The sequence below is a fragment of the Pseudomonas sp. M5A4_2d genome (assembly GCF_053345295.1).
In genome coordinates this window covers 261697-284649 of the sequence record NZ_JBKEZW010000009.1, presented here as the reverse complement: position 1 = coordinate 284649, position 22953 = coordinate 261697, and the positions used below count along the sequence as shown (strand labels likewise).

Annotated in this window: 23 protein-coding genes; 12 read left to right on the top strand and 11 right to left on the bottom strand. The window is 60.0% G+C overall.

Annotated elements, in window-relative coordinates; genetic code table 11:
• Nucleotides 1-18: 18 nt before the first annotated feature.
• The 5 genes from ACLBW8_RS21865 to ACLBW8_RS21845 form a co-directional block, all read right to left on the bottom strand.
• Nucleotides 19-1305 carry an ABC transporter substrate-binding protein gene (locus tag ACLBW8_RS21865; protein WP_221295545.1) on the bottom strand — a complete coding sequence of 429 codons (1287 nt, stop codon included), beginning with the start codon at nucleotides 1303-1305 and terminating at the stop codon, nucleotides 19-21.
• A gap of 104 nt (nucleotides 1306-1409) precedes the next feature.
• Nucleotides 1410-2669 carry a D-mannose isomerase gene (locus ACLBW8_RS21860; protein WP_447806274.1) on the bottom strand — a complete coding sequence of 420 codons (1260 nt, stop codon included), beginning with the start codon at nucleotides 2667-2669 and terminating at the stop codon, nucleotides 1410-1412.
• A 115-nt stretch (nucleotides 2670-2784) separates the two neighbouring features.
• Nucleotides 2785-3609 carry a hypothetical protein gene (locus ACLBW8_RS21855; RefSeq protein WP_064453876.1) on the bottom strand — a complete coding sequence of 275 codons (825 nt, stop codon included), beginning with the start codon at nucleotides 3607-3609 and terminating at the stop codon, nucleotides 2785-2787.
• Nucleotides 3610-3736: 127 nt separating this feature from the next.
• On the bottom strand, nucleotides 3737-4735 hold the full coding sequence (locus tag ACLBW8_RS21850) for an NAD-dependent epimerase/dehydratase family protein (protein ID WP_447806273.1): 999 nt from the start codon (nucleotides 4733-4735) through the stop codon (nucleotides 3737-3739).
• Between the two features lie 53 nt (nucleotides 4736-4788).
• On the bottom strand, nucleotides 4789-5682 hold the full coding sequence (locus tag ACLBW8_RS21845) for a LysR family transcriptional regulator ArgP (RefSeq protein ID WP_447806272.1): 894 nt from the start codon (nucleotides 5680-5682) through the stop codon (nucleotides 4789-4791).
• A 100-nt stretch (nucleotides 5683-5782) separates the two neighbouring features.
• Between ACLBW8_RS21845 and ACLBW8_RS21840 the strand changes: the two genes are divergently transcribed.
• The 7 genes from ACLBW8_RS21840 to ACLBW8_RS21810 all read left to right on the top strand — a co-directional run bounded on the left by ACLBW8_RS21840 (nucleotide 5783) and on the right by ACLBW8_RS21810 (nucleotide 13277).
• Nucleotides 5783-6184 carry an ACT domain-containing protein gene (locus ACLBW8_RS21840; protein WP_447806271.1) on the top strand — a complete coding sequence of 134 codons (402 nt, stop codon included), beginning with the start codon at nucleotides 5783-5785 and terminating at the stop codon, nucleotides 6182-6184.
• 5 nt (nucleotides 6185-6189) lie between these two features.
• Entirely contained in the window at nucleotides 6190-6789 is a 600-nt protein-coding gene (locus tag ACLBW8_RS21835) for a LysE/ArgO family amino acid transporter (protein ID WP_064453880.1), read from the top strand.
• A 178-nt stretch (nucleotides 6790-6967) separates the two neighbouring features.
• The gene (locus ACLBW8_RS21830; protein ID WP_003212997.1) at nucleotides 6968-7564 is read left to right on the top strand and encodes a superoxide dismutase; all 597 of its coding nucleotides are present in this window, start codon (nucleotides 6968-6970) and stop codon (nucleotides 7562-7564) included.
• Nucleotides 7565-7721: 157 nt separating this feature from the next.
• Entirely contained in the window at nucleotides 7722-7889 is a 168-nt protein-coding gene (locus ACLBW8_RS21825; protein ID WP_447806270.1) for a hypothetical protein, read from the top strand.
• Nucleotides 7890-8060: 171 nt separating this feature from the next.
• On the top strand, nucleotides 8061-10112 hold the full coding sequence (locus ACLBW8_RS21820; protein ID WP_447806269.1) for a putative bifunctional diguanylate cyclase/phosphodiesterase: 2052 nt from the start codon (nucleotides 8061-8063) through the stop codon (nucleotides 10110-10112).
• 127 nt (nucleotides 10113-10239) lie between these two features.
• Nucleotides 10240-11574 (top strand): imelysin family protein, encoded by a 1335-nt coding sequence (locus ACLBW8_RS21815; protein ID WP_064453882.1) that lies wholly within the window; start codon nucleotides 10240-10242, stop codon nucleotides 11572-11574.
• Between the two features lie 248 nt (nucleotides 11575-11822).
• Nucleotides 11823-13277 (top strand): TrkH family potassium uptake protein, encoded by a 1455-nt coding sequence (locus ACLBW8_RS21810; protein WP_064453883.1) that lies wholly within the window; start codon nucleotides 11823-11825, stop codon nucleotides 13275-13277.
• On the opposite strand, the gene ACLBW8_RS21805 is transcribed toward ACLBW8_RS21810, so the two are convergent.
• Nucleotides 13234-14292: an AraC family transcriptional regulator gene (locus ACLBW8_RS21805; protein ID WP_064453884.1), complete on the bottom strand. Its 1059-nt coding sequence runs from the start codon at nucleotides 14290-14292 to the stop codon at nucleotides 13234-13236. The two genes, ACLBW8_RS21810 and ACLBW8_RS21805, sit on opposite strands and share 44 nt — an antisense overlap.
• Nucleotides 14293-14451: 159 nt before the next feature.
• Between ACLBW8_RS21805 and ACLBW8_RS21800 the strand changes: the two genes are divergently transcribed.
• The 3 genes from ACLBW8_RS21800 to ACLBW8_RS21790 all read left to right on the top strand — a co-directional run bounded on the left by ACLBW8_RS21800 (nucleotide 14452) and on the right by ACLBW8_RS21790 (nucleotide 16656).
• Nucleotides 14452-14763 carry a DUF962 domain-containing protein gene (locus ACLBW8_RS21800; RefSeq protein ID WP_064455004.1) on the top strand — a complete coding sequence of 104 codons (312 nt, stop codon included), beginning with the start codon at nucleotides 14452-14454 and terminating at the stop codon, nucleotides 14761-14763.
• Between the two features lie 398 nt (nucleotides 14764-15161).
• Nucleotides 15162-15356 (top strand): hypothetical protein, encoded by a 195-nt coding sequence (locus ACLBW8_RS21795; protein ID WP_064453885.1) that lies wholly within the window; start codon nucleotides 15162-15164, stop codon nucleotides 15354-15356.
• 103 nt (nucleotides 15357-15459) lie between these two features.
• Nucleotides 15460-16656 carry an MFS transporter gene (locus ACLBW8_RS21790; RefSeq protein ID WP_128589816.1) on the top strand — a complete coding sequence of 399 codons (1197 nt, stop codon included), beginning with the start codon at nucleotides 15460-15462 and terminating at the stop codon, nucleotides 16654-16656.
• On the opposite strand, the gene arfB is transcribed toward ACLBW8_RS21790, so the two are convergent.
• The 3 genes from arfB to ACLBW8_RS21775 form a co-directional block, all read right to left on the bottom strand.
• Nucleotides 16653-17066 carry an alternative ribosome rescue aminoacyl-tRNA hydrolase ArfB gene (arfB, locus tag ACLBW8_RS21785; protein ID WP_017847165.1) on the bottom strand — a complete coding sequence of 138 codons (414 nt, stop codon included), beginning with the start codon at nucleotides 17064-17066 and terminating at the stop codon, nucleotides 16653-16655. The genes ACLBW8_RS21790 and arfB overlap by 4 nt on opposite strands.
• A 12-nt stretch (nucleotides 17067-17078) precedes the next feature.
• Nucleotides 17079-17762: a pentapeptide repeat-containing protein gene (locus tag ACLBW8_RS21780; RefSeq protein WP_064453887.1), complete on the bottom strand. Its 684-nt coding sequence runs from the start codon at nucleotides 17760-17762 to the stop codon at nucleotides 17079-17081.
• 106 nt (nucleotides 17763-17868) lie between these two features.
• Nucleotides 17869-19290, bottom strand: coding sequence for an amino acid permease (locus ACLBW8_RS21775; protein ID WP_447806268.1), 1422 nt, complete (start codon nucleotides 19288-19290; stop codon nucleotides 17869-17871).
• A gap of 647 nt (nucleotides 19291-19937) precedes the next feature.
• Between ACLBW8_RS21775 and ACLBW8_RS21770 the strand changes: the two genes are divergently transcribed.
• Both ACLBW8_RS21770 and ACLBW8_RS21765 read left to right on the top strand, forming a co-directional pair.
• Nucleotides 19938-20075 carry a hypothetical protein gene (locus tag ACLBW8_RS21770; protein WP_003175756.1) on the top strand — a complete coding sequence of 46 codons (138 nt, stop codon included), beginning with the start codon at nucleotides 19938-19940 and terminating at the stop codon, nucleotides 20073-20075.
• Nucleotides 20076-20148: 73 nt separating this feature from the next.
• Complete coding sequence (locus ACLBW8_RS21765) at nucleotides 20149-21108, top strand: hypothetical protein (protein ID WP_064453889.1); 960 nt, start codon at nucleotides 20149-20151, stop codon at nucleotides 21106-21108.
• Between the two features lie 194 nt (nucleotides 21109-21302).
• Here ACLBW8_RS21765 and rluB read toward each other — a convergent pair whose 3' ends face one another.
• The gene (rluB, locus tag ACLBW8_RS21760; protein WP_262666156.1) at nucleotides 21303-22547 is read right to left on the bottom strand and encodes a 23S rRNA pseudouridine(2605) synthase RluB; all 1245 of its coding nucleotides are present in this window, start codon (nucleotides 22545-22547) and stop codon (nucleotides 21303-21305) included.
• A 144-nt stretch (nucleotides 22548-22691) separates the two neighbouring features.
• Nucleotides 22692-22883, bottom strand: coding sequence for a DUF1289 domain-containing protein (locus tag ACLBW8_RS21755; protein ID WP_447806267.1), 192 nt, complete (start codon nucleotides 22881-22883; stop codon nucleotides 22692-22694).
• Nucleotides 22884-22953: the final 70 nt, after the last annotated feature.

Genomic DNA, 22953 nt, shown 5'->3' with positions numbered 1-22953 from the left:
GACCAGCCGTGCTAACCGTTACTTGGCGGACTTGATCGCAGCGCCCAGTTTCTTGGCGGTGTCGGCCGGGTCGGCTTTCGGGTCGTTGATGTAGTTGGTCACGACATCAAAGAACGCACCTTGTACCGCCAGCGTGGTGGCCATGTTGTGCGCCATGCTTGGCTGCAGGCCGCCAGTCTGGGCGTCGGCAAGGAAGTCCTTGGCCGCGGTCTGGGCGCAGGAGTCGAAGCCGAGCTTGTCCATTTCATGGAGCATGTCGTTTCGAACCGGGATCGAGCCTTTGTTGATGCTGAAGACTTTCTGGAAGTTTTCACCCAACACGACTTTGGCGATGTCCTGCTGGCCCGCCTGAGTGCCCTTGTCTTTGACCTTGAACACCGCCAGGGAGTCGATGTTGTAGGTGAAGGCTTTGTCGGTGCCCGGGAAGGCTACGCACTCGTAGTCTTTGCCGGCGACTTTCTTGGCCGCGGTCCATTCGGACTTGGCCCAGTCACCCATGATCTGCATACCGGCCTTGCCATTGATGACCTTGCCGGCTTCGAGGTTCCAGTCCTGGCCTTTGCCGTCGACGTCCATATAGGTCGCGACTTTCTTCAGCTCGGTCAGCGCCTTGACCATTTGCGGGCCGGTCAGCGCGTCATTATCCAGGTCGACCAGGGCTTTCTTGTAGCCATCGGCACCCATCACCGACAGGACGACGGCTTCAAATACGGTGCTGTCCTGCCAAGGCTGGCCACCGTGGGCAAGCGGAATAAAGCCCGCGGCCTTGAGCTTGTCGCCCGCTGCGTAGAATTCTTCGAGGGTGGTCGGGTTCTTGGTGATACCGGCTTTCTTGAAGACTTCCGGGTTGATCCACAGCCAGTTCACGCGGTGGATGTTGACCGGTACGGCAACGTAGTTACCTTCGTACTTCACGGTATCGGAGACTTTCTTGTCGAGCAGGGAGTCCCACTTTTCTTCTTTGGCGACGTCTTTGAGCACGTCGGTGTCGAGCAAGCCGGTGGACGCCCATTCCTGGATGTCCGGGCCTTTGATCTGGGCAACGCCTGGCGGGTTGCCGGCCACTGCGCGGCTTTTCAGCACAGTCATGGCAGTGGCGCCACCGCCACCTGCGACGGCACCGTCTTTCCAGGTGAAGCCGTCTTTCTCAACTTGGGCCTTCAGGACATCTACTGCCGCTTTCTCACCGCCAGAGGTCCACCAATGCACAACTTCAACCGTCCCTTTCGAGTCGGCGGCAAATGCACTGAGGGGAAACAACGAGGCAATGGAAATAGCAACGGCGAGGCGATTAATCGCGTTCATCTGAGTACCTTTTCTTGTTGTTATGCATGCAAGTCTAGAGCTTGCGCTGCACGGAGTTTAAACATGGATTTTTAAGGCGCAGGTAACAAAGGGACGCACAAATGTCACCAACTGGTGACATTCATGCCAGCTCCGATCGCACTGGCCATGCTTGGCGCCAAGGGTAGCGCAGGCAGCAATACCGCTTGCCAGGCATGGTACAGGTCCGGTTTGCCACCCCAGATCTTGCTGCTGGGCTGGTTATGCGAGCTGAGTTCGTGGTGCCAACTGCCGTGTATTCGGTCGATAAAGTGAGTTTCGCAAAACTCCCAAAAACACCGATACCAGGTCTCGTAATGCCGTTCGCCCGTGCGTTTGAGCAACGCCTGGGCAGCGGCGCTGGCTTCGGCGTGAGTCCAATGCAGGCGCTCGCGCACCACCGGGCGCTGGCTCCAATCGAGGGTGTACACGATGCCGGGAGCGCCATCCACAGCCCAGGCGTATTCACAGGCGCTGGCGAACAAGCCCTTGGCGTCGTTCAACAGCCACTCTGGCGTTGCCAGGCCGGCCTGCTGGCGCGCCGCTTCCAGATGCAGCACCAACCGCGCCCACTCAAAGCCGTGGCCCGGGGTGATGCCGTAGGGACGAAAGCCGTCGGCGGGGTTGTCCTCGTTGTAACCGAGCAAGGGTTTCCATTGCGCGTCAAAATGCTCGATCACCATGAACCGGTTGCCGGCGGCGTGCGTGTGGATGACGCGTTCGACGATGCGCAACGCGCGGTCCAGCCAGCGCGTGTCGCAGGTCACATCAGCCAGGGCCAGGAAAGCTTCGGTGGCGTGCATGTTGCTGTTGGCGCCGCGATAAGCCTCGACCGCGCTCCAGTCCTGGGCAAAGGACTCGAGCATCACGCCCTCCTCCTCGCTCCAGAAAAACTGGTCGATGATGTGCACGGCGTCATTCAACAGGCTCTGTGCACCGGGAGCACCGGCCACCACCGCAGAACTCGCGGCCAAGGCCACGAAAGCGTGCAGGTACGCGGCCTTGCCACGGTTGCCATCGACGGCGTTGGGGGTCGCGAACCAACCGCCATGCTCGCTATCGCACAACGGGCCACTGAGGGCCGCAACGCCGTGCGCGACCAGCTCGGCGTAACCGGGCAAGCCCATGGCGTGGGCCATGGCGAAGCTGTGGGTCATGCGGGCGGTGTTCATGGTTTCGGCGTGGGCGTCGGCCGGCAATTGGCCTTTGTCGTCCAGGTTGCCGAAGCCGTCCGGCAAGCGGGAGGCTTTGGCGAATGACAGCAGGCGCTGGCCTTCATTGGCGAGCCAAGCGTGATGGGCAGGTGCGTTCAGCCAACTGCTGGCAGGCAGTGGTTGCGTAGTCATGGGTAGCCCTTTTTATTTTTTGTGGGATGACCGGAGTCTAAACAAGGGCGAGGTAGGGGCAAGTAACGAAGGGGATGGGAAATGTCACCACCTGGTGACATTTCCCGCGCAGTGCTTACTGACCGAGCGGCGTAATGGCTGCCGGTGCATTCAGGCGCTGATTCAGGTTCTGCACCTGGCTCTGCAACGTGGTGATGTTGCGCGTGGTCTGGATACGGAACACGTCGAACTCTTTATTGGTCGGCGCATCGCTATTGGCAGACGGGTTGTCCTGCGCGCTCTTGAGGACTACAAGGTCCTGCTCCAGGCGCGCAATGGCTGCGCTCGGATTGCCCTGTTTCTTCAGCGCAGCCACGTCGGCGGACAACTCCTTGACGTCGCCTTGTGCCGCCTTGAGGCCAGCCACGGCGTCCGTCAGGGCCTGCACCTGGCCCTGTAGCTTGGCGTTCGCACTCGACAGTTCGGCGGTGCTGGCGCTCATTTGCGCCAGGCGCTGATCCAGTGCGGTCGCCTGGCCGGCGACGCCGACTTGTTGCTTGCCTTGCTCCAGCAACTGGGTCTCCAACTGCTTGATCTGCAGTTTGAGCGCTTCGCTGCCGTTGTTCACGTTGGCTTCGCTGGCCACGACCTTGCCGGAAATGTCCTGCAGGCGCCCTGCCGCTTCTTCGCTGATACGCGCAAAGCTTTCCTGGGTGGCAACCAACTGCTGCCCCATCAGGGAAATTTGCTGGAAGCTCCACCAGGCAAGGCCCGCGAAGGCGATCAGCAGTGCGCCGACCAATGCCCACAGTGGGCCGGTGCTGGCGCTCTTGACCTTGACCACCGGCGTATTGCGCGAGCGCACGGACGTGGCGGGAGACGGCTCGAAATCATCGTCGTCCCCAAGATCGGCCCGCAGGCTGGGAACATTGTCGAAATCGTCTTTAGCATCGTTACGCATGAATCAACCCTGAATCGGTGAGATGGCGACCTGAAAAGCCGAGCGACGTGAGTATAAACCGCGTTCGCGCCGCACTGATCGACCCGGAACCGCGAATTCGGTTCCCGATGTGTTGCCGGTTGTGAGCTTACTTAAGCCCGGGATCCTGCGCTTTCCACCAACTGCAAAACTCGTCGAGGGCAGCCCACAGACTGACCTTGGGCTCATAGTCGAGATAATGCCTCGCGCGGCTGATATCGAGGGTGAAATCTTTGTTCATCACTTGCATGCCCAGGCGCGACAAGGCCGGCTCCGGACGCCCCGGCCACATCGCACAGAATGCCTCGTTCAACGCGGCCACGCTGTAGGACAGGCCGTAGGACCGATAACGGGTAACCTGGGGCATGTCCATTTGGCGCATCACGTAGTTCACCACATCCCACACTGGCACCGGCTTGCCGTTGCTGATGTTGTAGGCCTTGCCCAGCGCCGAGCCGGTCGCCAGCAAACTGCTGAGTAACGCCTCATTGAGGTTATGCACACTGGTGAAGTCGACCTTGTTCAGGCCGTCGCCGACGATGGCCAGGCGGTTCTTGCGCTGCATTTTCAGCAACCGCGGGAAGATGCTCATGTCTCCGGCCCCGGTAACAAAACGCGGGCGCAGGGCCAGCACTTCAAGGCCGAATTCCTGGGCACCGAACACCTTCTGTTCCGCCAGGTATTTGGTGGCGGCGTAAGGATGTTTGAAGCGCTTGGGCACCTGTTCTTCGGTCAGCCCCAGGTGGTCGCGCCCGTCAAAGTAGATCGACGGCGACGACAGGTGCACCAGGCGCCCGACGCGCTGCTTAAGGCAGGCCTCGACGACGTTTTCGGTGACCAGCACGTTGCCCTGATGGAAGTCCTGATACTTGCCCCACAACCCGACGGCACCGGCGCAATGCACTACGGCTTCGACATCACGGCACAGTTCGCGCACCAGGTCGGCATCATTCAAATCACCCTGGATAAACTCCGCGCCGCGCCGTACCAGGTGTTCTACACCTTCGGCGCGTCGCCCGTTGACCCGCACGTCCAGGCCCTGCTCCAGGGCGAAACGCGCAAAGCGCCCGCCGATGAAGCCGCTTGCGCCGGTGACCAGAATCTTCATGTATTACTCCGTGTTCTTTCGTTTTTTCATCGCTGTTGCCTTGACGCCCGCCATCACTCCAACGGCACCAACCACTGGCCACACGCCTGGGCCAGATGGTCGGTCAACAGGCCCAACAATTGCCCGCCACTGCGCCAATGATGCCAGTACAGCGGCACATCGATGGGCTTATCTGGCAATAACTCCACCAATACGCCGGTTTGCAGTTGGTCGCGCACCTGTAATTCGGGCACGAGGCCCCAGCCCAGGCCGGCTTCGGTCAAACGAATAAAGCCTTCAGACGATGGGCATAAATGGTGCTCGAAACCGCCATCCACACCCAGAGAAGCCAAGTAACGGTGCTGCAGGAAATCATCCGGGCCGAACACCAACGCCGGCGTTCGGGCCAATTGATCGGCACGCACACCCTGCGGAAAATGCCGGGCAATAAAGGCCGGGCTGGCCAGCGCCCGATATCGCATGGCACCGAGCAACAGGCTACGCGCGCCGGCCACCGGGCGCTCGCTGGCGCAGATACAAGCGGCCACTTCCCCGGCGCGCATGCGTTTGAGGCCGACGGTCTGGTCTTCCACCACCAGGTCGAGCAACAAATGCTGCTCGGCGCAAAAGCCGCTGACGGCCTCGGCCCACCAGGTGGCGAGGCTGTCGGCATTCAAGGCGATGCGCAGGCGCTCGGGCATGCCCTCCTCGTCCAGCGCCGGCACCTGGCTTTGCAGGTCGCGCTCGAGCAAGCGTACTTGTTGCACATGGTTGAGCAGGCGCCGACCAATATCGGTGGGTGTCGGCGGAGTGGCCCGCACCAGCACCGGTTGGCCGATGCGCGCCTCGAGCAACTTGATGCGCTGGGAAATCGCCGACTGCGACAGGCCCAGCACCTGGGCACCTCGTTCGAAGCCGGCTTGTTCCACCACTGCGGCCAGGGCAGAAAGCAATTTATAGTCGAACATCAGTTTCTCTAATGAGCGATCAGCAATATTTGTTTTTCTTATACAGCGTAGCCCGAGAGAATGACCAGCATGGCTTCTCTCTTTATTAAGGATCTTTCACATGGCTGGCGAAACCGCCCTGGCAACCCTGCTGCGCAGCATGAGCCCGCAGCTCAATGACGGCGACTATGTGTTCTGCACCCTGCCCGACCACCGCATTCCGGCAGGTTGCGAGGTGGTTGGCAGCTTTCGCGAGCACGAAGGCCTGACGCTGATTCTGGAGCGTCAGCAGGCGGAGCAGGCCGGTCTGGCGTTCGAGTACGTTGCCGCATGGATCACTTTGAATGTGCATTCCGCCCTTGAAGCCGTAGGCCTGACGGCGGCGTTCGCCAGTGCATTGGGCAACGCCGGTATCAGTTGCAACGTAATTGCCGGCTATTACCACGACCACCTGTTTGTCGGCCGTGCCGATGCTGAGCGAGCCATGGACGTCTTGCGCCAACTGGCAGCGGACGCGGAGTAAATCCTATGTGGCAAAGCTATGTGAACGGACTGCTGGTGGCTTTGGGCCTGATCATGGCGATCGGCACCCAGAACGCCTTCGTACTGGCGCAAAGTCTGCGCCGTGAACATCACCTGCCGGTCGCGGCATTGTGCATCGTGTGCGATGCGATTCTGGTGGCTGCCGGGGTATTTGGCCTGGCGACGGTACTGGCGCAAAACCCGCTGTTGCTGGCGATTGCCCGCTGGGGCGGTGCGGCGTTCCTGTTGTGGTACGGCACCTTGGCGTTGCGTCGGGCGTTTTCCAGGCAAAGCCTGGGACAAGGGCAGCACCTCAAGGTGCGTTCATTGCGCGCCGTACTGCTCAGCGCCTTGGCGGTGACACTGCTCAACCCCCATGTCTATCTGGACACCGTGTTGTTGATCGGCTCGCTGGGCGCTCAACAAACCGAACCCGGCGCTTACGTGGCAGGCGCCGCCAGCGCTTCGTTCCTGTGGTTTGCCACGCTGGCACTCGGCGCGGCGTGGTTGGCGCCCTGGCTGGCACGCCCCGCGACATGGCGCCTGCTGGACCTTTTAGTGGCGGTGATGATGTTCAGCGTGGCCTATCAACTGATCAGTGCTTGATGAATATTCCAAAACGCTCTGGAACCTCTATCCCACACAGTTGTTGCGTGGTTTTGCCGCACCCCCGGTGCTATGATCCGGACCCTGCGCCGCAAAGAGTACAAACTCCCCGGCGCTTGTTTGGCCGCCCGTGATCGGCCTTGCGCTCACCGCAACTGACCTGATTAGGAGAATCATCATGGCTTTCGAATTGCCGCCGCTGCCCTACGCACACGATGCCCTGCAGCCGCACATCTCCAAGGAAACCCTGGAGTATCACCACGACAAGCACCACAACACCTATGTCGTGAACCTGAACAACCTGGTGCCAGGCACCGAGTTCGAAGGCAAGACCCTGGAAGAGATCGTCAAGTCTTCTTCGGGCGGCATCTTCAACAACGCCGCTCAGGTCTGGAACCACACTTTCTACTGGAACTGCCTGGCGCCAAACGCCGGCGGTCAACCTACCGGCGCACTGGCTGAGGCGATCAACGCTGCATTCGGTTCGTTCGACAAGTTCAAAGAAGAATTCACCAAGACTTCCGTCGGCACCTTCGGTTCCGGTTGGGGCTGGCTGGTGAAAAAAGCTGACGGTTCCCTGGCCCTGGCCAGCACCATCGGCGCCGGCAACCCGCTGACCAGCGGCGATACCCCGCTGCTGACCTGCGACGTCTGGGAACACGCTTACTACATCGACTACCGCAACGTGCGTCCAAAGTATGTGGAAGCGTTCTGGAACCTGGTCAACTGGAAGTTCGTGGCTGAGCAGTTCGAAGGCAAGACCTTCACTGCCTAAGTAGCACTTGCAGTAGAAAGAGCCCGGCGATTGCCGGGCTTTTTTTATGGGAAATTTCCGGTAACCGCTGAGGACACATGGAACTGCCCAGCAGGCTTCGCCACTCAGGTGTCGAGAGGCTTGTTGCCTCTTTTCCATCCACCTCGGAGATTTCAGCATGATCGAATTAGCAGCATTGGGTGCCATGGCCCCCGTCGCCGCAGTAGCCCTGCCACTGGCCGCAAAAGCCGCAGAGGCCGGTATTAAGGCCGCAAGCGACGTAGCGAGTAAAACAGTGGAATTTGCCAAGGAAGCAGTAAATCAGGGCTCGCAGATAACGTTTTAAGCAGTAAGCCCCCATCGGTCCCAGAGCGGCGGACACCAATCCGTCGCCCTTCCAACAACGCCCGCCAACGCCCTCGCCCCCTTCGCCATCAATGTCCCTTTGACTGCCATCACGAGATTGCCAATACTCATGGCATATTGAGGCCACCCGCATGGAACAAGGAATGACCCTTTGAAGCTGGAACTCAAAAACAGCTTGTCGGTGAAGTTGCTACGGGTTGTGCTGCTGTCGGCATTGATTGTGGGCGTTGCGTTGAGCGTGGCGCAGATCGTGTTTGATGCCTACAAGACGCGCCAGGCCGTGGCCGGTGATGCCCAGCGCATCCTCGACATGTTTCGCGACCCGTCTACCCAGGCCGTCTATAGCCTGGATCGCGAAATGGGCATGCAGGTGATCGAAGGCCTGTTTCAGGACGACGCCGTGCGCATGGCGTCCATCGGCCATCCCAACGAAACCATGCTCGCAGAAAAAAGCCGCGCGTTGCAGCAATCGCCCACCCGCTGGTTGACCGACCTGATACTTGGCCAGGAACGTACATTTACCACGGCGCTGGTCGGCAAGGGCCCCTACAGCGAATATTACGGCGACCTGAGCATTACCCTGGACACCGCCACCTACGGCAAAAGCTTTATTGTCAGCTCGGTGATCATTTTTATTTCCGGCGTGCTGCGCGCCCTGGCCATGGGCCTGGTGCTGTACCTGGTCTACCACTGGCTGCTGACCAAACCGTTGTCGCGGATTATCGAGCACTTGACCTCGATCAACCCGGACCGGCCCAGCGAACACAAAATCCCCCAGATCAAAGGTCACGAACGCAACGAACTGGGGCTGTGGATCAACACGGCCAACCAGTTGCTCGAATCCATCGAACGCAATACCCACCTGCGCCATGAGGCTGAATCCAGCCTGCTGCGCATGGCCCAGTACGACTTTCTCACCGGCCTGCCCAATCGTCAGAAGTTGCAGGAGCAATTGGACAAGATCCTGATCGACGCCGGGCGCCGGCAACGTCGTGTGGCAGTGTTATGCGTAGGGTTGGACGACTTCAAAAGCGTCAATGAACAGTTCACTTACCAGGCCGGCGACAAGTTATTGCTGGCCTTGGCCGACCGTCTGCGCGCTCACAGCGGTCGTCTCGGCGCCCTCGCCCGCCTCGGCGGCGACCAGTTCGCCCTGGTGCAGGCCGATATCGAACAGCCCTACGAAGCGGCCGAACTGGCACAAAGCATCCTGGACGACCTGGAAGCGGAATTCGCCCTCGATCAGGATCACATTCGCCTGCGCGCCACCATTGGCATCACCTTGTTCCCGGAAGACGGCGACAGCACCGAAAAGCTGCTGCAAAAAGCCGAACAAACCATGACCCTGGCCAAGAGCCGCTCCCGCAACCGCTATCAGTTCTACATCGCCAGCGTCGACAGTGAAATGCGCCGACGCCGCGAATTGGAAAAAGACCTGCGCGATGCCCTTAGCCGTGACCAGTTCCACCTGGTGTATCAGCCGCAAATCAGCTACCGCGACCACCGCGTGGTCGGTGTGGAAGCGCTGATTCGCTGGCAGCACCCGGAACATGGCCTGGTGCCGCCGGACTTGTTTATCCCGCTGGCGGAACAGAACGGCACCATTATCCCTATTGGCGAATGGGTGCTGGATCAGGCCTGCCGACAGTTGCGCGAATGGCATGACCTGGGCTTTACCGGGTTGCGCATGGCGGTCAACCTGTCCACCGTGCAGTTGCACCACACCGAGTTGCCGCGGGTGGTCAACAACCTGATGCAGATCTACCGCTTGCCACCACGCAGCCTGGAGCTGGAAGTGACCGAGACCGGCCTGATGGAAGACATCAGCACCGCCGCCCAGCACTTGCTCAGCCTGCGTCGTTCCGGGGCGCTGATCGCCATTGATGACTTCGGTACCGGCTACTCATCCCTGAGCTACCTGAAAAGCCTGCCTCTGGACAAGATCAAGATCGACAAGAGCTTCGTTCAGGACCTGCTGGATGATGACGACGACGCAACTATCGTGCGCGCCATCATCCAACTGGGCAAAAGCCTGGGCATGCAAGTGATTGCCGAAGGCGTGGAAACTGCCGAGCAGGAGGCTTACATCATTTCCGAGGGCTGCCATGAGGGCCAGGGTTACCACTACAGCAAACCGCTGCAGGCACGCGAGTTAGCGGCTTATTTGAAACAGTCCGAACGCGACAACGCGGCGATTCTCTGACCTGACAAAACGATACTAAATATTTCCCTCGTATAAACCTTTACACAAAATGCAAATCTTTCGCATTATGTCGCAGTTTTTGCGCTCCCCCGCGCGCCCTATCAACAACCGAAGCAGGATGTTCGCCATGATTCGTATGCCCCTGGCCACCGCCAGTCTGCTGGCCATTGCCATTTCTCTCGCCGGTTGCGGCGAAGGTAAAGACAAGGCCGCCGCGCCGACCCCGGCTGCCAGCACCACCGCTCCAGCGGCTGCCACGCCTGCAGGCCAGGTCGACGAAGCTGCCGCCAAGGCCGTGGTCGCGCATTACGCTGACATGGTGTTCGCGGTGTACAGCGACGCGGAATCGACGGCGAAAACCCTGCAAACCGCAATCGACACCTTCCTCGCCAACCCGAACGACCAAACCCTGAAAGCGGCCCGTACCGCCTGGATCGCCGCTCGCGTGCCGTACCTGCAGAGCGAAGTGTTCCGTTTCGGTAACACCATCATCGACGACTGGGAAGGCCAGGTGAACGCCTGGCCCCTGGACGAAGGCCTGATCGACTACGTCGACAAATCCTACGAGCACGCGCTGGGCAACCCCGGTGCCAACGCCAACATCATCGCCAACAACGAGATCCAGGTCGGCGAAGACAAGGTCGACGTCAAGGAAATCACCCCGGAAAAACTCGCCAGCCTCAATGAGCTGGGCGGTTCCGAAGCCAACGTCGCCACCGGCTACCACGCCATTGAATTCCTGCTCTGGGGCCAGGACCTCAACGGCACCGGCCCTGGCGCGGGCAACCGCCCGGCGTCGGACTACATGACCGGCGACGGCGCAACCGGCGGTCACAACGAGCGCCGTCGCACCTACCTGCGTGCCGTGACTCAGTTGCTAGTCAGCGACCTGGAAGAAATGGTCGGCAACTGGAAGCCCAACGTCGAAGACAACTACCGCGCCACCCTGGAGGCAGAACCTGCCACCGACGGCCTGCGCAAAATGTTGTTCGGCATGGGCAGCCTGTCCCTGGGCGAGCTGGCCGGTGAGCGCATGAAGGTGTCCCTGGAAGCCAACTCGCCGGAAGACGAGCAGGATTGCTTCAGCGATAACACCCACAACTCGCACTTCTACGACGCCAAGGGCATTCGCAACGTCTACCTGGGCGAGTACACCCGCACCGACGGCACCAAGATGACCGGCGCCAGCCTGTCGTCCCTGGTGGCCAAGGCTGACCCGGCGGCCGACGCGGCGCTGAAGGCTGACCTTGCGGCCACTGAAGCGAAGATTCAGGTCATGGTGGACCACGCCAACAACGGCGAGCATTACGACCAGCTGATTGCTGCGGGTAACGATGCAGGCAACCAGATCGTGCGTGACGCGATTGCGGCCTTGGTCAAGCAGACCGGGGCGATTGAAACAGCTGCGGGCAAGCTGGGCATCAGCGACTTGAACCCGGATAACGCTGATCACGAGTTCTGATCAGTGCTGGATTAAATGAGGCGGCCTTCGGGTCGCCTTTTTTGTGCCTGCCTTCCAGGCCTCGTCAAACGCCACAGAGCTTGTGTGGGAGCGGGCTTGCTCGCGAATACGGCGTGTCAGCCAATTGATTTCTCACTGAACCACCGCCTTCGCGAGCAAGCCCGCTCCCACATTTTACCGCGTCGCCTTTGAGCCCTCGGTTTACGCAGGTAGAATGGCGCCTTTAACCGTCACTCCGAGCAAATTTCATGGCGTTGCCGACCCTACGTATCATCGGTTTCATCCTCGGCATCTTCCTGATCACACTCGCGATCGCCATGGTCGTCCCGATGGCCACCCTGGTGATATTCGAACGCACCAGCGACCTGCCCTCATTCCTCTGGGCCAGCCTGATTACCTTCCTCGCCGGCCTGGCCCTGGTCCTCCCCGGCCGCCCCGAGCACATACACCTGCGCCCCCGGGACATGTACCTGCTGACCGTCAGCAGTTGGCTGGTGGTATGCATCTTCGCCGCGCTGCCGTTTTTGCTGACCCAGCACATCAGCTACACCGACTCGTTCTTTGAAAGCATGTCGGGCATCACCGCCACCGGCTCCACCGTGTTGAGCGGGCTGGACAGCATGTCTCCCGGCATTCTGATATGGCGCTCGCTGCTGCACTGGCTTGGCGGCATCGGCTTTATCGGCATGGCGGTGGCGATCCTGCCGCTGCTGCGCATTGGTGGCATGCGCCTGTTCCAGACCGAATCCTCGGACCGCTCGGAAAAGGTCATGCCACGCTCGCACATGGTGGCGCGGCTGATTGTGGCGGCGTATGTGGGCATCACCATCCTCGGCAGCCTCGCATTCTGGTGGGCCGGGATGGGCCTGTTCGATGCGATCAACCACGCGATGTCAGCAATTTCCACCGGTGGTTTTTCCACCTCCGATGAATCCCTGGCCCACTGGAAACAACCGGCGGTGCACTGGGTAGCGGTGGTTGTGATGATCCTCGGCAGCTTACCGTTCACCTTGTATGTCGCGACATTGCGCGGCAATCGCCGAGCGCTGATCAAGGATCAGCAGGTGCAAGGCTTGCTCGGGCTGTTGGTCGTGACCTGGCTGGTACTCGGTACCTGGTACTGGTGGACCACCGATTTGCATTGGCTCGACGCGCTGCGCCATGTAGCGGTTAACGTTACCTCAGTGGTCACCACCACCGGCTTCGCGCTGGGGGACTACAGCATCTGGGGCAACTTCTCACTGATGTTGTTCTTCTACTTGGGCTTTGTCGGCGGCTGCTCGGGCTCTACGGCAGGCGGTATCAAGATCTTCCGTTTCCAGGTCGCTTATATCCTGCTCAAGGCCAACTTGAACCAGTTGATTCATCCGCGTGCCGTGATCAAGCAGAAGTACAACGGCCACCGTCTCGACGAAGAGATCGTGCGGTCGATTCTGACTTTCTCGTTTTTCTTCGCCATCACCATTTGTGCAATCGCACTGGCCCTTTCGCTGCTGGGGCTGGACTGGATGACCGCGTTGACCGGCGCCGCCAGTACCGTATCGGGTGTAGGCCCGGGCCTGGGCGAAACCATCGGCCCGGCCGGTAACTTCGCCAGCCTGCCGGATGCAGCCAAGTGGATCTTGTCGCTCGGCATGCTGCTGGGGCGACTGGAGATTATTACAGTCTTTGTTCTGTGCATTCCGGCGTTTTGGCGCCACTGACAGTCGGCGCTCGCAGCAGGCGCGTACGGTATTCGCCGGGCGTGGCGTCGAACCAACGGCGAAAGGCGCGGAAGAAATTGCTCGGGTCGGCAAAGCCCAACAGGTAGGCAATTTCCAGCAAGGTCATACTCGGCTGCGCGAGGTATTGCTCGGCGAGTTCGCGGCGCGTGTCGTCGAGCAACGTCTGGAAACTGGTGCCCTCTTCCTGCAAACGCCGCTGCAAGGTGCGCTGGGACAGGTGCAAGGTCTGGGCGACCACTTCGCGCTTGGGTTCGCCCTGGGGTAGCAGGCGGCACAACACCTGGCGCGCCTTGTGGGTCACGCGGCTCTCGGAAAACCGTGCCAGGTATTCACCGGCAAACCGATCGTGCAACAGCGCCATGGCCTCGTTGGCCGTGGGCAGCGGTTCATCCATGTCAGCCTGCTCGAAAATCAGCGCGTCATAGGGCGCATTGAACTCCAGGGGGGCGTGGAAGGCTTGCTTATAGGGCGCGAGGTCTGCCGGTTGCTCACCTTGTAACATCACCTTGCGTGGTTGCAGGGTGCGGCCGGTCAACCAGCCGCACAGCGCCAGTGCACTGGCCAGCGAGGCTTCGGCACTTTGTCGGGTGGGCGGGAGGTGATCGCCGTGCACCGTCAGAATCAGCGCATAGCCTTCAGGTAACAGTCGGAAACTCAGGTCGGCGCTTTCGGCAATGATCCGCTGATAGCGCACCAGGCGCATAAAGCCTTCGGCCAGGGTGTTGCTGGACATCAAGGCATAACCGGCTACATGAAACGACGCCGGGCGCACCACCTTGCCCATGTTCAGGCCAATCGCCGGGTTGCCCGACAGCTCCACCGCGCGTTGCCAGAGGCGAGTCATGGAGTCCTGGGGGAAACGTGCATCGGGGTCACTGAGGGCGGCGTAGTCCAGGCCGAGTTGCTTGAACAAGACGCGGCAATCCAGCCCGTCCATTTCCAACGCCTTGACTATCCCCAGCGCCCAGCTTGCAGAAGTTGTTCGTTCGCTCATGGCGTCTTCTTAAAAAAGCAGGCTTAAACGGCAGCCAGGAAGCCAAGGATACTAAAGTGGCATCTATTGTCACTGGCTGTTACCAGTGCTCACTCTAGACTCAAATAAGCTCCCCGCCGAACATCTGTTGGGCGGCACACCACCCAAGGGCCGGCCACCGTGGAAAACCTCAAACAATTCAATAGCTTCGCCGAGTTCTACCCTTATTACCTGAGCGAACATGGCAACAGCACCTGCCGGCGCCTGCATTTTATCGGCACTACCCTGGTGATCGGCATTCTGGCGTATGCCATCGGCCGCGGCTCATTGGGCCTGCTGCTGGCGTTGCCAATCGCGGGTTACAGCTTTGCCTGGGTCGGCCACTTCTTCTTTGAAAAGAACCGCCCGGCCACGTTTCAACACCCGTTCTACAGCTTGCTGGGCGATTTTGTGATGTACCGCGACATGATTGTGGGCAAGGTGCCTTTCTAACCGCTAAAGGTGCCTTTCTTGAGGAAGGTGCCGTTTCAGGGTGTGACCTCTTGTCACTTGTGTAAAAGCATGAAAATTCGTACATAAGCTGACATAAAATTCTTTTTGTCATTTTCAGTGCTGTATCCTGCCAAGGCTTTTTGAGAGCGCGGAATCACCTGCGATTGAAAAAACAGATCTTGCGAGGAGCGACGACGATGCACGAGATACCTAATCTCCCCTTCCCAAGCCTGCACCCAACTGAGCAGCCAACACCGCAGCAGGCCAGCAACAAACAGCCTGAGGCCAAAGAAGCAAAACCAGTCGACAGCAAAAGCCAGGACTGACGCCGTACCAGACCGTGTGGAAAGCGCCCCTTCAAGCGCTTTCCACACTGCCTGAATGATGAGATACCCGCCATGACCGATGACTCCCCCAACACCCCTTCCGATACCCCGGATGCTGCTGTTCTTGACGCTGCCTTGCAGATGATCGAAGTCTGGAACCGCCTCAGCGCCGACAAACAAGCCCTGCTGCTCAAGCGCTTCGGCACCCAGGAAAATGCCTTGGCCGCCCTGGTGACCACGCAAATGCTGGCGCCCGCCAAATCCTGATGGTTGTGATCTGAAGTTTTTGACGTTTTGCCGCCCTGCCCGGCCCCAGCGCCGGTATCATTAGCAGCCTATCTTTTACCTGCTGCGACAGTGGACCTCTCCCATGCCAGATACCCAGCGCCCCATGGCGGTCACGCTGCAAGTCGTTTCCATCGTGCTGTTCACCTTTATTGGCTACCTGAACATCGGCATTCCCCTGGCCGTTTTGCCGGGCTATGTCCATAGCCAACTGGGCTATGGCGCAGTGATCGCCGGGCTGGTGATCAGCGTGCAATACCTGGCCACGCTGCTGAGCCGTCCGTACGCCGGCAAAATCATCGACAACCTGGGCAGCAAGCGCGCAGTGCTGATCGGCTTGGTCGGTTGCGGCCTGAGTGGCGTGTTCATGTTGCTGGCGGCGTGGTTTTCCAGCTTGCCGGCCTTCAGCCTGGTCAGCCTGCTGATCGGGCGACTGGTACTCGGCAGCGCGGAAAGCCTGGTGGGCTCGGGCGCCATCGGCTGGGGGATCGGCCGCGTCGGCGCCGCCAATACGGCCAAGGTTATCTCGTGGAACGGCATCGCCAGTTATGGCGCGCTGGCCGTCGGCGCACCGCTGGGGGTGCTGCTGGTCAGTCACTTCGGGCTGTGGAGCATGGGCGTGAGCATCATCCTGCTGGCGGTCGTCGGCGTGCTGCTGGCCTGGAACAAGGAAGCGGCGCCCATCGTGGCCGGCGTACGCCTGCCGTTCATGAACGTGCTGGGCCGGGTGCTGCCCCACGGCTGCGCGTTGGCGCTGGGCTCGATCGGCTTTGGCACCATCGCCACGTTTATCACCCTGTATTACACCACCCAACATTGGGACAACGCGGTGTGGGCACTGAGCCTGTTCGGCGCCAGTTTTATCGGTGCACGCCTGCTGTTCGGCAATTTGATCAACCGTATCGGCGGCTTTCGCGTGGCGATTGCCTGCCTGTCGGTGGAAATCTTCGGCCTACTGCTGCTGTGGCTCGCGCCGGACGCCCACCTGGCCTTGGCCGGTGCGGCGTTGAGCGGCTTTGGTTTTTCCCTGGTATTTCCGGCGCTGGGGGTGGAGGCCGTCAACCTGGTGCCAGCCTCCAGCCGCGGTGCGGCGGTAGGGGCTTATTCACTGTTTATCGACTTGTCGCTGGGTATCACCGGCCCGCTGGCGGGAGCGGTGGCGGCAGGCTTTGGTTTTGCGTCGATCTTCCTGTTCGCTGCCCTCGCCGCCTTGGGCGGTTTGCTGCTGAGTGTGTATTTGTACCGGCAAGCGCCCAAGGCCCGCGAAGCACGCGACGCTTAGAAATCCACCTTGCCGCGCCCGGCCTTGATGCTGCCGCGCTTGGTCTTGGATTCCAGGCGACGCTTTTTCGAGCCCAGGGTGGGCTTGGTCGGGCGGCGCTTCTTCTCGACCTTGGTAGCGCTGAGGATCAATTCCACCAGGCGCTCCAGCGCATCCGCGCGATTCTGTTCCTGAGTCCGGTATTGCTGGGCCTTGAGCACCAGCACGCCGTCACTGGTGATACGGCTGTCACGCAGCGCCAGCAGCCGCTCCTTGTAGAACTCCGGCAACGATGACGCCGGAATATCAAACCGCAGGTGCACCGCGCTCGACACCTTGTTGACGTTTTGCCCACCGGCGCCCTGGGCGCGAATAGCGGTCAGCTCGATCTCGGCATCGGGCAGGTGCACGTTGTTGGAAATTACCAGCATCACTCAAAAACCTTAGGCAACGGATAAGCCCAACTCGGACAACAACATCGACGCCTGGGCTTTGGAAATCACGGCGCCTTTGAACAGTTTGGCATCATTGAGGCGAAAGCCGCTCAAATCCGCACCGCGCAAGTCGGCGCCAGCGAAATTGGCGCCGTTGATACGGGCGTGAGCGAGGCTGCATTCGATCAATTGCGCCTTGCGAAAGTCTGCATCCGACAAGTCGCTGTCGGAGAAATCCAGGTTATTCAGCACGGTTCGCGCAAACGACAAACCGGACAAAAATGCACTGTTGAGCCGGGTTTCGCTGAAGCTCAGCCCCAGCGACGCACAGTGAGTGAAGTTTGCGCCGGTCAGCTTGCAGTGGGCAAAACTCGCTTGGGACAATTTGCTGCGCTGCCAGCGGGTGTTGTTCAGGTCGCAGCTGTTGAACTGCGCTTCCAGCAGGTTCGCCGCTTCGAATACCGCATGGGCCGCGCGGCAACTGGTCCACTGAGTGCCTTCAAGGCGCGAGCCGAGAAAAGAAGTCTGGACCAGAATGCAGCGTTCGAACACCCAGTGGTCCAGCACCATTCGCGACAGATCGGCACCACTCAAGTCGACGCCCATCAGCCGCAACGGGCCGTTGTGCTGGTCGATCAGGTCTTCCAGATCAGAGCGCTGCAAGGTGCCGCCGTCGATATCTGTGTGCTGCATGGGGCCTCCGGGCAAGGGTCTGTTTAAAACGAGGGGGCGAGTCTAACCCGCCCACGCCAACAAAAAACCCGGCAAAGTGCCGGGTTTTCTATTTACGCGAAACGCCCTACTCCAGAACCGTCCGCACTGTGTTCTGAACCGTTTGCGCCTTGCGCTTGTTCTTGATCCAGTAGCACAGCCCCATGAACGCTACCCACACCGGGATGGCGTACACCGACACCTGAATCCCCGGGATCATCAGCATGATCACCAGGATAAACACGACGAATGCCAGGCAGATATAGTTACCGTAGGGGTACCACAGTGCCTTGAACAGCGGCACTTGGCCCGTGCGGTTCATATGCTGGCGGAACTTGAAGTGGGAGAAGCTGATCATCGCCCAGTTGATCACCAGCGTAGCCACTACCAGCGACATCAGCAGTTCCAGCGCATGCTGCGGGATCAGGTAGTTCATCAGCACCGCCACCAGGGTGATCGCCGCCGAGGCCAGGATCGAACGCACCGGCACACCGCGCTTGTCGATCTTCGCCAATGCCTTGGGCGCATCGCCCTGCTCAGCCATGCCCAGCAACATGCGGCTGTTGCAGTAGGTGCCGCTGTTGTACACCGACAGCGCTGCGGTCAGCACCACGAAGTTGAGGATGTGCGCGGCCGTGTTGCTGCCCAGCATCGAGAACACCTGCACAAACGGGCTGCCACTGTAGGCATCGCCGGACGCGTTGAGGCTTGCCAGCAGGCTGTCCCAAGGCGTGAGCGACAACAGCACCACCAGAGCGCCGATGTAGAAAATCAGGATGCGATAGATGACCTGATTGATCGCCTTGGGGATCACAGTGCGTGGCTGGTCGGCTTCGGCGGCGGTAAAACCGAGCATTTCCAGACCGCCGAACGAGAACATGATGATCGCCATGGCCATCACCAATCCGCCCACACCGTGCGGGAAGAACCCACCGTGGTCCCACAGGTTACTCACCGAGGCTTGCGGGCCGCCGGTGCCGCTGACCAGCAAATAGCTGCCCAGGGCGATCATGCCGACGATGGCCACTACCTTGATAATGGCGAACCAGAATTCGGCCTCACCAAAGACTTTGACGTTGGCCAGGTTAATCAAGTTGATCAACACGAAAAACGCCGCTGCTGAAACCCAGGTCGGGATCTCCGGCCACCAGTAGTGCACGTACTTGCCGACAGCGGTCAGCTCCGACATGCCGACCAGAATGTACAGAATCCAGCAGTTCCAGCCCGACAGGAAGCCGGCGAAACCGCCCCAGTACTTGTGGGCAAAATGGCTGAAGGAGCCGGCGACCGGCTCTTCGACAATCATTTCGCCGAGCTGGCGCATGATCATGAAGGCGATAAAGCCGCAGATGGCATAGCCCAGGATCATCGACGGGCCGGCGGATTTGAGCACCCCGGCCGAGCCCAGGAACAGGCCGGTGCCGATGGCGCCCCCGAGGGCGATCAACTGGATATGCCGATTTTTCAGGCCGCGTTTCAGCTCGCCTGAAGAGGAATGGGGTCCACTCATGAAAAGGGTCTCACGCAAGGTTTGATGATGTTGAATGCACGTTGCTGCCTTGAGTCTCGACTCAAGCAGCGCTGCTCAAACCCCAGCGCAGGCACCAGGAGTACAGCGTCTTTCTAACGGTCATGCGTCACCTGTTTGTTTTTATCTGTGACGAAATCGAACCCGTCCGGCTCGTGGCCAGGCGGAGTGATCAGGGTGGGTAAACCCTGAGGTCTTGGCCTTTTGCGTAGGTACGCAAGGGGGTCACAGTAAAACGCGGCGCATTGTACACCGCTCGACAGCTTCGGGCCGACCCCGGAAGACGCCTGTGACAATCTGTCAGGCATTCCTTACAGCCTCTTACGCCTCAATCATTGCGCGCCTTTCTCGTAAATTAATCGTTACAGCACGGAAAATAAGCGTTACAGCCAAGCTTCAACTGTCTGAAAACGGAAAAATGTCAGTCGGAAATTTCCGGTCGGTTATCCGCTCCAGTCCGTTGTTTTTTCTGAATAAAAGACAGCGTCAAAAAAACAGAAGAAAAAATCCAAATGAGACCGTGTCAATAAATATTTTGCATTCCGAAACACACTCTCCTAGGTTCTTTCACTTGCCAGCGAAGCCCGTTGGCAAGCCGTTCTCAAACAACGTCCTCTAGGAGATACACCATGCAAGCACTGGAAAACGACCTGGAAACCGAACTGCAACTCGACGATTGGTTTGAAGCGCCGACCCATGAGGCCGCCGTTGAAATGATGCAAGCCGATGCCGTTGTGCCGTTTGGCACTGCGATGTGGCCTTTCTAACACCCGGCAGGCATCCGGCAGGTGCTGTGCACGGCACCTGCCCCCTTACCCAAGGCACAGAAGGACACCCGTCATGGACAAGGCCCGCGCCGTCGAACACTTTCTCTACTACCTCGCGCACCACCCGGCCCTCAACGGCCTGAGCCGCCCTACCGTGCTACTGGGCCATACCGAACGCTACGACGCCATCGCCCAGGCAATTACCCACGGCAGTGCCGCCCGATTCAATTTCCAGGTGCAGCGCCTGGACCTGGCCGCCAGCGACACCCTGGCCCAGGCCATCGAAGCCTGCGACCTGTACCTGTTTCTCTACGATTCCTCGACCCTGCCCAACCCACGCGCCGAAGGCCCGGACTTTATCCGCGCCCTGCAAGGCGTGATGGCGGAGCACTGGAAGAAATCCCTGCTGTTCAAGGATTACGGCGACTACTTCTACGACACCTTCAGCGTCGAGCCGCAGCGCATTGCCGACCTCAACGCCACGCTGATCCGCCGCATGTCCCAAGCCAACGTGCTGAGCTTCACCGACAAACACGGCTCACGCCTTGAAGCGCCGATGAGCAGCATCAAGAAGTGGACCAACATCAACGGCGTCGGCAACCACGACCTGGCGCCGGGCGAAATTGCCACCCACAGCGAAGCCATCAATGGCCAGGTGCGGTTTGTCGGCACCTTCCTCAGCACCATCCCGTTTGCGCGCAAATACGGCGTGCTGCAATCACCGTTGGAACTGTGGATCGAGAATTCGACGATTTGCAGCGTGGCCAGCGACGTGCCGGGGCTGGCAGAGGATTTCAACAAATACCTGAACGCCAACCCGTCCAACCGGCGTGTGGAGGAGTTGGGAATTGGCACCAATGAAGGGGTCAAGGATTTGTATGCGCGCAATGCAGGCTTCGAGGAGCGCCATTGCGGTTTGCACCTGGGGTTGGGCGGCGGGCAGAAAGGCAGCCATCACTTGGACCTGATCTTTGCCAGCGGGGTGTTGGCGCTGGATGACAAGCCGGTGTTTGATGGCACTTTTGCGTTCTGAAAGCCGATTTCGAAGTCAACTGAGATCTAAATGTGGGAGCGGGCTTGCTCGCGAATGCGGTGTATCAGCTTGCACATGCATCAACTGACACACCGTATTCGCGAGCAAGCCCGCTCCCACAGTGGACTGCATTGCAAATTCAGAGCAAAAAAAAACGCCAACCCTAAGGTTGGCGTTTTTGTGCAGCACTTACATCACTGCGGCTTCTTGCGACCAAAACCCGGGCGCTGGCCGGAACCGGCCGGGGCGCCACGGCGCTTGCCCGACGGCTCGTCCGCAACCAGTTTCAGGCCTGGGCGCTTTTTCGGCGCTGGCTTGGCTGGGCGCTTGGTGTTGGCGCTGTCGGCTGGGCGATCGGATGCCGGAGCACCACGGCCTTCGCCACGGTTACCGCGACCGCCGGTTGGCGCTTCGCCACGGCCCGCTGGACGCGGTGCGCGTGGAGCACGCTCGCCTTCCTGACGGGACGGCGCGGTTGGGCGACGCTCGCCTTCGATCTGCGGCTCACGGGAGATACGACCGCCGGTGGCCGGTGCATTCAGCGCCGGGCGCAGAGTACGGGCAACGCGTTCGGTACGGGCCACAGGGCGCGACGATTTACGCTGCATACGCTCAAGTTTGTCTTTGCTCTTGGCGTTCATCTGCGGCATCGCGACCGGCGTCAGGCCAACTTCAGCGCTGAGGATGTCAACTTCGTACTGGCTCATTTCGCGCCAGCGGCCCATCGGCAGGTCGGAGTTCAAGAACACCGGGCCGAAACGCACGCGCTTCAGGCGGCTGACCACCAGGCCCTGGGATTCCCACAGGCGACGTACTTCACGGTTACGGCCTTCCATCACCACGCAGTGGTACCAGTGGTTGAAACCTTCGCCACCTGGCGCCTGCTTGATGTCGGTGAACTTGGCCGGGCCGTCTTCAAGGACTACGCCGGCTTTCAAGCGCTCGATCATCTCGTCATCGACTTCGCCACGCACACGCACCGCGTATTCACGGTCCATCTCGTAGGAAGGGTGCATCAGGCGGTTAGCCAGTTCACCGTCAGTGGTGAACATCAGCAAGCCGGTGGTGTTGATGTCCAGACGACCGATGTTGATCCAGCGGCCTTCTTTGGGCTTAGGCATCTTGTCGAACACGGTCGGACGGCCTTCCGGGTCGTCACGGGTGCAGATCTCGCCATCGGGCTTGTTGTACATGATGACGCGGCGCACCGATTCGGCGGCCTCTTCACGCTTGATGACCTTGCCATCAATGGTGATTGCATCGTGCAGGTCGACGCGCTGGCCAAGGGTGGCTTCAACGCCGTTGACCTTGATGCGCTTCTGGGTGATCCAGGCTTCGACGTCGCGGCGTGAGCCCACGCCGATACGTGCCAGCACCTTTTGCAGTTTTTCACCTGCTGGGCCGATTTCCTGGCTGTCGTTCTGGTCTTGGTCGTTCATCTTAAGCACCTCCCGGTGGGTCGATTCAGGCGTGGCCTGAAGAGTGTTGAAAGCGGGGCTTTGGGCGAATACCTCGCCAAAGGGTCGCGAATCATACGCGCATGGCGCGCGTTGCGCATCAGAGACTAGTCGATTAGGGCGCAGTCATTTGCTTTTCCGCCGACCGGTGGCGGCCAGCGCCAGCAGGCGCAGCTCGGCTTCGGCCAGAACCGTGCGTTTGTCGACCTTGTCGAGTTTCTTCCAGGCGCGGATCTCGCGCTTGCTGCGGCCGCAGCCGACGCAGATGTCATCGCTGAACTTGCAGATGCTGATGCAGGGGTCTTTGGTTGAACTCATTTGAATCCTCCCAGGCAACGGGTTTTCTGTGGGAGCTGCTCGCCTGCGATGGCGCCACCTCGGTGAAACA